The sequence below is a fragment of the Sphingobium cupriresistens LL01 genome (assembly GCF_001046645.1).
Taxonomy (GTDB): domain Bacteria; phylum Pseudomonadota; class Alphaproteobacteria; order Sphingomonadales; family Sphingomonadaceae; genus Sphingobium; species Sphingobium cupriresistens.
The window spans coordinates 38,446-51,300 of the sequence record NZ_KQ130439.1; the positions used below are offsets into that span (position 1 = coordinate 38,446).

The 12,855-nt window shown below is 62.7% G+C and carries 15 protein-coding genes and 1 pseudogene; 4 read left to right on the forward strand and 12 right to left on the reverse strand.

Annotated elements, in window-relative coordinates:
• The first annotated feature begins 44 nt into the window (after positions 1-44).
• Positions 45-755, forward strand: coding sequence for an ArdC family protein (locus V473_RS21045; protein ID WP_269076456.1), 711 nt, complete (start codon positions 45-47; stop codon positions 753-755).
• On the opposite strand, the gene V473_RS21050 is transcribed toward V473_RS21045, so the two are convergent.
• Genes V473_RS21050 through V473_RS21060 form a run of 3 tightly spaced genes read right to left on the reverse strand, consistent with a single transcriptional unit; the run spans position 756 to position 3,903 of the window.
• Positions 756-1,751, reverse strand: coding sequence for a tyrosine-type recombinase/integrase (locus V473_RS21050; RefSeq protein WP_066609241.1), 996 nt, complete (start codon positions 1,749-1,751; stop codon positions 756-758).
• Entirely contained in the window at positions 1,748-2,692 is a 945-nt protein-coding gene (locus V473_RS21055; RefSeq protein ID WP_066609242.1) for a tyrosine-type recombinase/integrase, read from the reverse strand. Before V473_RS21055 ends, V473_RS21050 begins: the two co-directional genes overlap by 4 nt.
• Complete coding sequence (locus V473_RS21060) at positions 2,689-3,903, reverse strand: tyrosine-type recombinase/integrase (protein ID WP_066609243.1); 1,215 nt, start codon at positions 3,901-3,903, stop codon at positions 2,689-2,691. The genes V473_RS21055 and V473_RS21060 overlap by 4 nt, the downstream gene beginning before the upstream one ends.
• A 126-nt stretch (positions 3,904-4,029) precedes the next feature.
• On the opposite strand from V473_RS21060, the gene V473_RS21065 reads away from it, so the two are divergent.
• The 3 genes and pseudogenes from V473_RS21065 to V473_RS21075 form a co-directional block, all read left to right on the forward strand.
• Positions 4,030-4,674, forward strand: a complete 645-nt coding sequence (locus V473_RS21065) for a hypothetical protein (protein WP_066609244.1) — start codon at positions 4,030-4,032, stop codon at positions 4,672-4,674.
• 5 nt (positions 4,675-4,679) lie between these two features.
• Complete coding sequence (locus tag V473_RS21070) at positions 4,680-5,117, forward strand: hypothetical protein (RefSeq protein WP_066609245.1); 438 nt, start codon at positions 4,680-4,682, stop codon at positions 5,115-5,117.
• Between the two features lie 226 nt (positions 5,118-5,343).
• Positions 5,344-5,634 (forward strand): annotated as a pseudogene (locus V473_RS21075) (zincin-like metallopeptidase domain-containing protein); the annotation flags it as partial.
• A gap of 120 nt (positions 5,635-5,754) precedes the next feature.
• Here the strand turns inward: V473_RS21075 and copM are convergent.
• The 9 genes from copM to V473_RS21120 form a co-directional block, all read right to left on the reverse strand.
• Complete coding sequence (gene copM, locus V473_RS21080) at positions 5,755-6,141, reverse strand: CopM family metallochaperone (RefSeq protein ID WP_330219427.1); 387 nt, start codon at positions 6,139-6,141, stop codon at positions 5,755-5,757.
• Positions 6,142-6,199: 58 nt separating this feature from the next.
• Positions 6,200-6,430: a hypothetical protein gene (locus V473_RS21085; protein ID WP_231471584.1), complete on the reverse strand. Its 231-nt coding sequence runs from the start codon at positions 6,428-6,430 to the stop codon at positions 6,200-6,202.
• Positions 6,431-6,650: 220 nt separating this feature from the next.
• Positions 6,651-7,259: a DedA family protein gene (locus tag V473_RS21090; protein ID WP_019368201.1), complete on the reverse strand. Its 609-nt coding sequence runs from the start codon at positions 7,257-7,259 to the stop codon at positions 6,651-6,653.
• Positions 7,260-7,271: 12 nt separating this feature from the next.
• Positions 7,272-7,649: a hypothetical protein gene (locus V473_RS21095; RefSeq protein WP_019368200.1), complete on the reverse strand. Its 378-nt coding sequence runs from the start codon at positions 7,647-7,649 to the stop codon at positions 7,272-7,274.
• Between the two features lie 98 nt (positions 7,650-7,747).
• Positions 7,748-8,203 (reverse strand): MgtC/SapB family protein, encoded by a 456-nt coding sequence (locus V473_RS21100; RefSeq protein WP_019368199.1) that lies wholly within the window; start codon positions 8,201-8,203, stop codon positions 7,748-7,750.
• 114 nt (positions 8,204-8,317) lie between these two features.
• Positions 8,318-9,067, reverse strand: coding sequence for an HAD-IIB family hydrolase (locus tag V473_RS21105; RefSeq protein ID WP_019368198.1), 750 nt, complete (start codon positions 9,065-9,067; stop codon positions 8,318-8,320).
• Complete coding sequence (locus tag V473_RS21110) at positions 9,064-11,565, reverse strand: heavy metal translocating P-type ATPase (RefSeq protein WP_066609247.1); 2,502 nt, start codon at positions 11,563-11,565, stop codon at positions 9,064-9,066. The genes V473_RS21105 and V473_RS21110 overlap by 4 nt, the downstream gene beginning before the upstream one ends.
• A complete protein-coding gene (locus V473_RS21115) occupies positions 11,562-12,170 on the reverse strand; it encodes a cation efflux transmembrane domain-containing protein (protein ID WP_019368196.1) in 609 nt (202 codons plus the stop codon). The genes V473_RS21110 and V473_RS21115 overlap by 4 nt, the downstream gene beginning before the upstream one ends.
• Entirely contained in the window at positions 12,167-12,853 is a 687-nt protein-coding gene (locus V473_RS21120; RefSeq protein ID WP_018251225.1) for a ZIP family metal transporter, read from the reverse strand. The genes V473_RS21115 and V473_RS21120 overlap by 4 nt, the downstream gene beginning before the upstream one ends.
• Positions 12,854-12,855: the final 2 nt, after the last annotated feature.

Sequence of the window (12,855 nt, forward strand, 5' to 3'; positions counted from 1 at the left end):
TGCTGTTGCGACCGGCTTTCAGCCTCAAAGGAAAGGAAGACATCATGGGACGGATCACCGACAATCGAGCCGACATCTATCAGGAAATCACCGATCAGATGATCGCGATGATCGAGGCCGGCACCCGGCCGTGGTCGAAATCGTGGAATGGCAGCACCGCACCGAATATCCCGCTCCGCTCGACCGGCGTTCCCTATCGGGGCATCAACGTCCTGACCCTTTGGGTTGCCGCCATGACCAAGGGCTATGCCTCTCCGCATTGGCTGACCTTCAAGCAAGCGCTTGCGCTTGGTGGATGCGTCCGCAAGGGCGAGAAGGGTTCGACCGTCGTCTATGCCAACAAGATCGAGGTTGACGCCGACAAGGGTGGAGAGAGCAGCGAGGACGGCAAGCGTCAGGTGGCGTTTCTTAAGCGCTATACCGTTTTCAATGCCGAGCAGATCGATGGCATCGAGGCGAAATATCCAACCCCCGCGCCGATCATCACCGCAACCAATCCCGATGAGCGGGATGCCGAGCTGGACGCGCTTTTCGCTCGCATCTCCGTCACCCTTAAACACTTCGGATCGCAGCCCTATTATCAGCCGAGCGGCGATCATGTGGTCATGCCCGAGTTTGCCGATTTCCACACCAGCGATGACTATTATTCGACCCTAGCGCACGAACTTTGCCATTATGCCGCTCGCCGGATTATGCCGCATGGCCTTTCAGATCGACGGATTTCTGAGGACCAGCCATGCGGCGGTTCGGCATAATCAGAGGGCTTCGAGCCAGGCGAGTAGTTCGTCGTCGGGGCGGAACCTGCCGGGGCGAGTTTCCGGAGCGGCGACGCTGGCCAGTGCCTTTTCCTTCAGCCGCATGTCCGCATGGATATAGATTTGCGTCGTCTCGACGGATTCATGCCCGAGCCAAAGAGCAATGACCGACTGATCGACGCCATGGTGAAGCAGTTCCATAGCGGTGCTGTGGCGCAGGGTATGCGGGGTCACCCGCTTGCTGGCGAGGCTTGGGCAGGAACGCGCAGCAGTCAGACAGTGTTTGCGGACCAGATGTTCCAGGGCATCACGCGAGAGTGGATCGCCACGGATGGAAGGGAACAGCGGCCCATCATCGTCGCTGCGCCATTCTTTCAACCAGTTTTGCAGGGCCTTGGCGGTATCCCGACGAAGCGGCGTGCAACGTTCCTTGCGACCTTTACCCAGACAGCGGACATGTGCCCCGGTGCCGAGGACGAGATCCCTGCGGCGCAGACCGGTCAGTTCCGATGCCCGCAGGCCCGTCTGCAGGGCGACCAGCAGCAGGATGTGGTCTCGCCGACCGGTCCAGGTCGAACGGTCGGGCGCAGCCAGCAATGCTGCGATCTCAGGTCCATCAAGGAACGTGACGCTTCTTTTCACATAGCGCTTGTCCGGCAGAGCGAGGATTCTCTGGCAGTGCAACAGCCACTCCGGCTCGTTCATGGCGACATACCGGAAGAAGGACCGGACGGCGGCAAGCCGCGTATTGCGGCTTCGCGCGCCATTGCCTCGCGCCATTTCAATATGGATGAGGAAGTGGCCGATCACTTCGGCATCAAGGTCGGCGATGCCCAGGCACGTCGGCGGCTTACCCGATCGCGCGGCAACAAAGCGAACCAGAAGCCGGAACGTATCGCGATATCCCGCGATCGTATGGCGGCTTGCCTCCATCTGCGTGCAAAGCCGGTCGGTGAAGAAGCGTTGGAGCAGCGCCGGGAACGTCATGCCGGTCATGAGCAGATCTCCCGATCATGAGGATCGGTGATCCGAGCTGACGCCAGATCCAGCAGTTCCGGAACGGCCTCGATATACCAGTAGGTGTGATCGGGGTTGGCGTGGCCAAGCCATGTGGTCAGCTTGATCATTTCCCGCGCCGGATCCTTGCCGGACCTGTACCAGTCGATCATCGTTCGCGCAGCGAAGCTGTGCCGCAGATCGTGGATGCGGGGACCACGCCCGTGGCGCCCCTTGGTCTGAGGTTCACGCAGGCCAATGCGTTGACACACATGTGCAAAGTTGTAGCGCGCGCCGCAATCGCCGAGCCTGCTTCCATCGCATTTCACAAAGAATGGAACCGAAGCGCGCCCCAGCAACCGGTCCCTCTGGGCAACATAGGCGCGCAACTGGTCAACAGCGGTCTCGTGGACGGGAAGCAGGCGCTCCTTGCCAAGCTTGCCGCAGCGGATGTGAACGATACCGGTATCGAGATCGACGTCGTCGGCATCGAGGCTCAGCGCCTCATTGATCCGCATGCCCGTCACCGCGATCAGCCCGAACAGCGTCGAGCAGGTCAGACCGCGCATGCCATAGATTGACGGCAGCTGCGCGGCTTCCTCGATGATGGCGACGATCTCCGCCGGGGTGAAGATATAGGGGTGCGTCCTGCAATAGCGGTACGGGACCAGGCCACGAGGAAGCACTTCATGGGTAGTGTCCAGGCCGTGCAGCCATTGGCTGAACAGGCGCACCATGATGAAGCGAGCCCCCCATGTTGACCGTCTGGCATTGCCGAACGCGCCCTGCCAGCCCAGGAACAGGTCGGTCGTGATGTGATTGACGCCCTGCTCATCGGCATATTGCACGAAGCGGCGCAGCGCCCTTTCGGCTGTGCCGAGGTCATATCCCAGGCTGCGCCTGACGCTGAGATAGCGGTCAAGTTCATGAGCGAGAGTCATTGTGCCTCTCCCGCTACCGGCCATGGTTTTGCGATCGAACGCAGGCCGTCGATATCCAGCTTCGCATAGATCATCGTCGAAGCCCGCGACCGGTGGCGCAACATGTCGCCGATCTCCGCAAGTGACGCGCCGTTGCGCACCATGTTCGTCGCCAGGCTGTGGCGAAGGACATGCGATCCTACATATGGGCCGGGCGGCGTGACGCCGGTCGCGGCGAAGGCATCCTTCAATATGGTATTGATGACCTGTCCATCCTTGAAGGGGCCGTTTGGCGCCCGCAACGAGACGAAGAGCGTCCGTGATGCCGATATGCGTTCCTCACGGACATAGGCTGCGATCGCTTCTCCCACATCCGGCGGAACAGGCAGACGATCGTAGCGCTGGCCCTTGCCCCGGACGAGCAACTCACCGGCGCGCCAGTCGATATCATCGAGCCGGATGGCGATCACCTCCGGTGCCCGCAGCCCAAGGCGCGCCATCATCAGCAACATTGCATGATCGCGCAAACCATGCTTCGGATTGTCGCGGACCCATGCGAGCAGGGCTTCGATCTGCTCGGGCGACAGGAAGCGCGGAAGTCTCGCGTCCCAGCGCTGGGCTATGGTCGGCACGCACAGAGCAAGGTTGGTCTCCGTGACGCCACGCTGGAACAGATATTGGAAGAAGGCGCGCATGTGGGTGGCAGCCGTCTTGTCGCGATAGGGGCCTTTTCTTCCGAGTAGATGCTGGAGGAAGGATACCACATCGCCGGCGCTGATCGCCGCGAGCTTGGCTTCGCCGTCGCCGAACCGATGGTCGAGGAACCGGTCGGCAAAGCGCCAGGCATGATAGATCGTGCGGGGACTGATCCCGCGCTGCCGAACCAGATACTCTTCATAATCGACGCGCAGGGCTGCACGGGCGATCTGCCCCGATGTCGCGACCGGAGCTGGCACCGCGTCGCTGGCGATTAGATGGGCGACAAAGCGTCGGGCGATATTCTGGCACTTGTTGGGCTCGCGCCGGTTACGCTCGTCGTTGCGAACCAACTCGGCCGCCCGTTCCGCCGTCAGATCTTGTGGTGATATTCCGGCGGCTTCGATCAGGGATATCAGGCGCTTCAGCAGGCCCCGATAGGCCTTTATCGTTTGAGGCTTGTAGTTTTCGGCGGTCAGCCGGTCCATGAACGTGACGATGTGTCGGTCGAGCGGAGATTGAAGGTCGTTCGGCATTTTTCGTGCTCCTTGCTATGGAAGCACGATCCGACCCTTGCGACCGCCCCGATCGCAATACTATCGTCAGCTCGTAATTGCCGATTAGGGCATGACGATCATGATCTTTGTTGCGGGCGGAACGATATGAAGAAGGCGACTAAGGGGCCGAGCATTAAGACGGCCCAGGCATTGCTGGCGAAGCATGAGTGCCCCGTGCCGTTCCACGAGGTACGCACCCGCTTCCTGGGCAATATCGCAACGCCCGCGATTTCGGCCTCGCCGCTTCAGATCATCAAGGACCTTTGGGGTGGCGAACTGCCGCCCTTTGACAGTATTGAGGAGGTCAACGAACTGCTCGATACTCTCGTGCAAGGGCTCTGGAACGACCTGACCCGGCATCAGAAGCGCAGCCAGCCGTTCCGGCTGACCCGCCCGTCCACGGAGCCGACCGCCGTCGACCTGGGCCAATATGGCCTCGTTCGCCTCCAGGAACTGGATGGGTTCATTGAAGGCCTGTTCAATGGCGAGGACGTCATCGATCTGCCTGAGCGGGCACACGAGGCCGTCGACCGTCTTGCGGAGATGCGCGCTATGATGGCGGGTATTTGCGAGCTGGTTTCGCACGCACCGGATGCAGATGACGCCGCCAAGCTAGGCACGACCTTCAGCCATTTGCGCGAACTGACGCGGATCATGGAGACCGAGATCAACGAGGCCGTATCGTCTTGCACGCGCGCGCGCCGTCAGATGATCGAGGGCATCCTCACCGAGAAGCCGACGGTGCATTGACGGCCATGATATCCGAAGACCAACTCCGCGAGAAGCTGCGCAAGATCGAAGCGCTCTACGCCGGTGCCAAGACTGACGGCGAGAAGTCTGCCGCTGGCGCAGCGGCGGAGCGCATCAGGGTCAAATTCGAGAACGCCAGCAAGCAGGAACGTGCCGAAGAGTTCAAATTCTCGATTACAGATCCCTGGTCCCGTCAGCTTTTTATCGCCCTATGCCGTCGATACGGCATCAAGCCCTTCCGCTACACGCGGATGCACCGTCAAACCGTCATTATCCGTGCCCCGGCCAGCTTCGTCCAGATGACGCTTTGGCCAGAGTTTGAGGAACTGAGCAGTGCCCTCACCGCCCATCTCGACGAGATCACCACCAAGATCATCCGCGAGGAGGTGCACGAAGCCACGCAGGATGCCGACGAGATACGCGAACCACGCCAGCTAAGGTGAGGGCTTCTCCCCTTGGGAACAATCGGTTCGCGGTAACATCGACAGGATATGCCCCCGTAGAACAACCCACAAAGTCAGACACAACAGCCACTGTCGCAAAAGCTCTGACTATGCCGAACTTCGGCATGGCTGATCCGCAGAAATCTGCCGTTCTGCAAAGACATGCGGCATAATCCTGCGTTCGGCATAATGGCCGTTATGCCGATATCGGCATAACTCGCACGCGACGGGACATGTTGACCGACTTGCCCGTCCCTCTCTCATTTCCACGAAGCGCGAGGACTACGCCCGAGAGGAATTGGTTGCCGAGCTAGGGGCGGCGTTCGTCAGCGCGACCATCGGCATCAAGCTTCACGACCGTGAAGACCACGCCGCCTATCTGGCGAGTTGGCTACAGGCCCTGCGCAACGACAAGCGGTGCATCTTCACCGCCGCCCGCCTAGCCCAGGACGCGTCCGACTGGCTCTTGAGCCGCATGGCCGTTGAGACGGCCCCTGAACTGGACGAGCCGGCATGAGCGCCCCCACGTCCCGGCCCCGACGAGGGCCGGGACGTGGCGGCGCGACTGGCCTATGATCCCAAAATCACGACCGTCGCCATCATTGACGGCGGTGAGCGCCACCTTTTCAATCAGCCGCTACTTTCGGGGTTGCCGACGTGCAAGCCAGGTGCGCATTTCGGCGATCTCGCGCCTTTGGGTTGCCACCACTGCGGCCGCGAGGCGGCGCACGGCGGGATCTCGGCCATACTTCAATTCGATTTCAGCCATCGCGATAGCGCCTTCATGATGGGGAATCATCGCGCGCATAAAATCGGCGTCGGCATCACCCGTGAAGGCTACGTCCATATCGCCATGCATCTTGGCATTTGCGGCCCGGTAGGCCCGCGTAGCGGGCGGCTCGTTTAGCGAGCCTGACACGGCACCAGTTGACCCATGCTGGGTATGCTGTGCCTTCGCGGAAAGCGGGGTTAAGACGGCGGTCATTGCCAGCACCAGCGCGAACGGCCTGTTGCTTCCGATCATTACGATTCTTCTCCAGTGATAGTGATTTGGTTCATGGGGCGGGCGAAGGTGGCTCGCTTCAGCGTCCAGACTGCCGCCCCGCCGCCGCGTCGAGCTCGGCCACGGCTTGCGCCGCGGCCTCGCAGTCGCTGCCGGTCTCTTGGCCCCGCTCGCAGCGTGTGACGACCAGTCTCGCCTCTTCCGCGTGGAAGCGGAAATAGCCGGCGTCGCGTGGTTTAATCAGCCCGCATCCGGACAGAACGATTGTTGCGGCAACGGCGATGATCGCCTGCTGCTTGCTGTTCCCCATTATGTCGATCCTCTCCATATTCCGGCCCAACGCCACTTCCCTCCGTTGCGACGCCATGCGTGAAATCCGCTGCGGTGAAGCCTTCCAACCAATCTGATGAGGATGATCGCGCTGGCTGGTGAGATCAGGCTAAAGGCACGTGCAAAGCGTGTGATGCGGACAAGCATCGAAGCTGCCATGAGCCAAAGGCCGGCAGGAAACGCGGGCAGCAGGTCAGCCATCAATGGCCACCCCTTGATCGCCCGAAAGTCGCGACCCGCCAAAGATACCAGATGACGGCCAGCGCGAGCACGGCGTTGCTGACCGGTTCGATGACGCTCGCCACCTGGCTATAGCGTTCGCCCAGCTCATAGCCCGCCAGCACGAGGATAACGGTCCATATGGCCGAGCCGGTGAGCGTCGAGACCAAGAATGGACCAAGGGGCATCCCGCTGACCCCTGCGGGCACCGAAATCAGGGTCCGGACTCCCGGGACCATGCGCCCGAACAGAACCGCCCAACGACCGTAGCGGTCGAACCAGCGGTCGACATGATCGACCTCACCGGGCGTCAACGTCAGCCATCGGCCGTGGCGGGAAGCAAAGCGCTTCAATCGTTCGATGCCGATCCAGCGGCCGACATAGTACCACAGCACCGCCCCTGCAGCCGATCCGAGGGTGCCGGCGATTGCCACCACCCACAGCGAGCCGCGCCCCTGCGCAGCGGTGTAGCCGGCAAGTGGCAAAATCACTTCCGACGGAATTGGCGGAAAGACATTTTCGGCCAGCATCAGCAGGAAGACGCCAAAGCCGCCGAGTGACGCGAGGATCGATGTTATGATGTCGAACACAAACCAGCCTCGTCAGAAGATCCAATAGGAGATCGCGCAAATCACGAGCAGGAGGGCGACGACGGACCCAACGATCCGATTTTCCAGGCGCGGACATTCGACGTTCCTGATCCGCACGGCGACCTGCCAAGCGGGTCGAACCGGACACCGCCACGAACCTGCGGCAATCCGATCCAGCTCGGCATCCGACAACCCGAAGAACGATTTTGCTTCACCGCGCGATCGTCCCGCCAACCCCATCACCCGCAGCACCACGTCGCTCCATGCGACATCGATCGCGCTCGGCCGATCGACCATCGTGCCGCGCGCGTCGCCGCCCGCCCACGAAGGGGACAGCAGGCCGATGATCTGGTGGGGATTGCGCTCCAGCAGCGTCGCCCAGCGCAGCAAGCGATGTTGGCGGTCACGCGCCGCGATGGTCCTCGCCGGTGCCCAGCGCCGGGTAAGGGATCGCACAGGCCGCATCCATCGGCTCGCCCAAGGGCTCGTCATCGGCTCGCCGAGCTGCCGACGTCGCCATTGGTGGCGCGCTTGAGCGGACGAGAGCAGCGCAGGGTGAGGAAGGTGGTAGCGCTCAGGATGAAGGCGATGTCGTATAGGCCGTAGCCCACGGCCGCGCCGAGCGCGCCAGTCGCCCACAGACTGGCCGCCGTCGCTGTGCCTGACGCCTTGTCGCCCTTCTTCAGAATCGCGCCGCCCCCGATGAAGCCGACACCCGTAATCAGACCTTCGAGCAACCTGGCTTGCGCTGGAGACGTGCGGCCGAGGATCGCAATGCCCACCAGCACGAAGCCGCAACTGGCGATGGCAACCAACGGGAATGTACGGATGCCTGCGCTGCGGGCGTCGTTCTCGCGATCCCAGCCAACAGGAAGGGCGAGCGCGTAGGCGATGGCGAGACTGATGATATGGGTGGTTATCTCCCACCACGAGCTTTGAAACATGCCGGCCTGCCTGTTCTACGCGATTGCTCCAGATCGGAGGTAAAGGGGTAAGGTCGGGCCGAGAGTCCCACAGACGTTCAGGCCCAAGGCGGGGATCGCGAACATCGGCGATCCCTACCGGTGCAGACATGCGATGATGGCAGTCACGACGGCGGTGGTTTCCGCAACGTCGCGCACTCTCACCGTATCGAGGCCAATTTCAGCGGCGGGATAGTCATTCCCACCGGGGAAGATCGCATCGCCGATGAACAGCATCCCGTCGAGCGGGACGCCGCTTTCAGCACTCAAGCGCTTCAGGCCATAGCCCTTGTCCACCCCTGCCCTGGTCACGTCGATCGATGTCGTGCCACCTAGATTGATCGAGAGGTCCGGCAGCGTCGCGCGCAACGTGGCCTGCAACGCGGTCCTCTTCTTTCGGTCAGGATCCCACGCTTCCTTTTCCTTTAGCGGCGCTGCCTGCCCCAGCCCCGAAAAGGTAATCTGGCTGCCCCGGTCCTCAATCCGTTCGCCCCAGATACGTTCGTCGGCGAGGCCGGCATCGGTCAGGGCCTGATCGAAGGCCGCGCGGATCGTCGCCTTCTCTGCATCGTCGAACAGCTCGGCATAGACTGCGCGCCAAGCGCCATTGATGAACCGATAGAGTTTTGTGCCTGTGGTCGGCATCAACCAGAGACGGTCAAGCGCGGCGCCGGCAGGAAGACGCGAGGCGACCTGCTTTTCGAACTGCGGCCAGTCCCCGCCCGAGATCACCGCCACATCCGTGACGGCGAGCAATCGGGCGAGGGTTGCGGCCATATCTTCCGATAGCGGCCGCTTGCTCTCGGCAAGCGTGCCGTCGAGGTCGAAGGCGATCATCCACTTCATGCCGCCTTCCCCGCCGGATCGCGGTAGGCGAGCAGCCTGAGCGCATTGATGACAACAAGCAGCGTTGATCCTTCATGAACCGCCACCGCTGGCCCAATACCGAGGCCAAGGATGGTGGCAGGAACGAGGAAGGCGACGACACCCAGGCTGACGAAGACGTTCTGCCGGATAATTCCACGCGTATGCCGGCTTAGGCCCACCGCGAATGGCAAGTGCGCCAGATCGTCAGCCATCAGGGCGACGTCGGCTGTCTCCAGCGCAACGTCCGACCCCGCCGCGCCCATCGCGATGCCGACCGTGGCGCTTGCCATCGCCGGGGCATCGTTCACGCCGTCACCCACCATTGCGACCTTGTCTTCGCCGGCGAGTTTCTTGATCGCCGCAACCTTGTCTTCGGGCATGAGGTCGCCCCACGCCTCGTCGATCCCGACATCGTTGGCGATCGCTTCGGCGACTTTCTGGTGGTCGCCAGAGATCATTATCATCCGCGACACGCCCATCTCGTGCAGCCGGCGCAGCGCGGTCTTTGCCGCTTCGCGGGGCGTGTCCATCAGGCCGATCGCGCCCAGGTCGCGGTCTCCCTTGCGGACCACCATCGTCGTGCGACCGTTCTCGCGCAGTTTCGCGATCGCGTTCTGCGCTCCCTGCCCCAGCGCCGGAATGCCCTCACTCCCGAACATCTCGGCCTTGCCGATCCAGACCGTCTCGCCATCCACGCTCGCGGTGACGCCCCGACCGGTCAGGCTCTTGAGGTCGCCGGCAGTCGGCACGGCACGATCGTTCAGTCGTTCGCGGCCGTCCTTGACGATCGCTTGGGCCAGAGGATGGTCGCTCAACGCTTCGACGGCGACGGCCAGCGCCAGCAGCTCGCCTTCATCGGCGCCATCGACGGGCACGACATCGGTGATGCGCGGACGACCTTCGGTCAGCGTCCCCGTCTTGTCGAAAGCAATCGCCTTGAGCGACCCGAGGTTTTCGAGCGGTGCACCGCCCTTCACGAGCACGCCGCCCCGCGCTGCACGGGCAACGCCAGACAGGACAGCGCTCGGCGTTGCGATGGCGAGCGCGCACGGGCTTGCTGCCACCAGCACCGCCATCGCGCGATAGAAGCTGTCGCGGAACGGCTCGTCGACGACCACCCATGCGAAGAGCAGGAGCACCGACAGGATCAGGACAGCAGGCACGAAGATCCGCTCAAACCGATCGGTGAAGCGCTGCGTCGGAGACTTCTGCGTCTCCGCCTCGCTCACCATCTTCACGACCTTGGCGAGCGCGCTTTCATTGGAACGGCGTGTCACCTCGATTTCGATCGCGCCGCCACCGTTGATCGTACCGGCGAAAACCCGGCTCTCCGCGTCCACTGCATCAGGCTTTGCCCGCGCCGCGGCGGCATCGGCGACCGGCACCTTGTCGACCGGGATGCTTTCACCGGTCACCGGGGCCTGGTTGATCGCGCTGGTGCCCGTGATGACGAAGCCGTCAGCAGGCAGGCGCTCGTTCGGGCGGACGATGGCGACATCCCCAACGACCATTTGCTCGACCGGGATTTCGCTGGTCTGGCCGTCGCGTCGCACGGTCGCGGTTTCGGGCGCGAGCTTCGCCAGCGCCTCGATCGCCTTCTTGGCGCGTCCCATCGCGTAATGCTCAAGCGCATGGCCAAGGCTGAACAGGAACAGCAGCAGCGCGCCTTCGGCCCATGCGCCCAGCGCAGCGGCGCCGGCGGCAGCAACCAACATCAGCGTGTCGATCTCGAACTTCTTCATCCGAAGGTTGTCGATCGCCTCGCGCAGCGTGAAGAACCCGCCGAAGAAATAGGCTGCGACATAGCAGGCCGTGGGCAGCCACTCCGGTGCGCCGGCAACCAGCCTTTCGATCGCATAGCCGATCCCCAGCAGCGCGCCGCAGGCAAGCGCGAAGATCAGCTCGGTATTGGGGCCGAGAAATTCGGCGTGGCTATGGTCGTGACCATCGCCGGGGCCGTGCTTCTCTTCGCCCGCGTCGTGGCCCCCGGGGCCGTGGTCGTGGCCGGCATGGTCATCGGCGGCGACCCGCTTGCCAACCCTCACCTTCAGCTTGCGAAGAGCAGCGCGCACTTCCTCTTCTGTGGTCTCTCGGCGATCATATTCGACCCGGACCGACCCGCTGGTGCTGGCGCTTGCCTGTACCACCCCGGGCAACGCGCATAGCGCATCGCTGACCGTGCGCGCCCGCCGTTCGTGACTGATCCCTGTCACCTGCCAGATCGCATGACCGTAGCGTTCAGTGATTTCGGCACCTGCGGCCCGCACCATTTCACGCAATCGCGGCAGCGGTAGCTTGGCGGCGTCGAAATGGATGCACAGGGCCGCCGGCGTGTCGCCATCGAGGCAGATCACATGCGCCCGCTCGACGCCTTCGCGCTTTGACAGGGTTGATACGAGACGGTCCAGGCAAGCGTCGGCCGCGTCAGGAAGGTCCGGCAACAATACTGGAATATCGAGTTCGAGCTTGTCGTTCATGACGACCTCCTTTCGCTTTTCTTGGTTTCGGCGCGCGCGTCGCGCAGGATTTCGACACCGCCCTTGATGGCGATGATGGCGGTAGCGAAGCCGACCAGAAGGTCCGGCCAGTTGGTGCCCAGCCACAGCACCAGCACGCCCGCGATCAGGATGCCGCCATTGGAAATGAAGTCATTGAAGCTGAAGGTGGTGGCGGCCCGTAGGTTAACGTCCGGATCCTTGAGCCGCTGGAGCAGCCGCAGGCAGAGGTAGTTTACGACGCCGGCGATCGCCGACATGACCATCATGGTCGGTCCGATCGGCTCGCTGCCCTGAAGGTAGCGCCGGCCAACGTCGATCAGGATACCGCCCGCGAAGATCAGCAGCATGACGCCCGAAGCGACCGCAGCGCGTGTCTTCCACGTCTGGCCCCGGGTTAGCGCCACAAGGCTCAGCGCATACACAGCCGTATCGGACAGATTGTCGACACCGTTGGCGATCAGGGCGCTCGAATCCGCGAAAAATCCTGAGACGAAGAAGCCCGCCGCGATTGCCGCGTTCAGCAGCAGGACGATCCAGAGGGTGCGACGCTCTTCGCCGCCATTGTTGTCGTTGCTCGGGATCATCCCATGATCTCCTCGAGCGTTAGCAGGGCAAGGAACCCTACGAAGAACATCGAGCTGATGAGCGGGGTGTCAGGCTTCTCGTGCGCCTCAACCAGCAGCTCTTCCGTGACGAGGTAGAGCAGCGCCATCAGCCCAAAGCTCAGGAAGCCAGCGACCATTACCGGCGAGAGCGTGGCGACAGGAACGGCAGCGAGCGCGCCGATCGGCAGCAGCAGCGCCAAGGCCGAGACGATCACGATGATGCGCAGGCGCGAGCGATAGGTTTCCGCCAGCTCGTTGGTCAGTGTCAGACCCAGGAAGAGCACTTCGAGTGTCAGCGCGATCGTCAGCAGAAATCCCGCCTTCTCGCCCGCGACGAACGCAAGGCCGAGCACCAGGCCATCGACCAGGATGTCGATGCCGATCGCGGCGAGCAGCGCCATCGGCCCCTTGAAGCGGGCCTCGAAAGCCTTGAGACCCAGCATCGTTACGACGCCCGCCGCCCCGCCGATCAACGTCGCGCTGGGCGAAGCCTCATGCTTGACCTGCGGCAGGATTTCAGTCGCTGCCGCCGCGAACACGACGCCGGCAGCAAGATGCTGTAGCCCCGCCACGAGGCCAGGATTTAACTTGGTGCGGCTCGCGATGATCGCGCCGAGCACGACCGCCAACACAGGCGCAAGCGTGTAGAGCAATGCCTGCATAT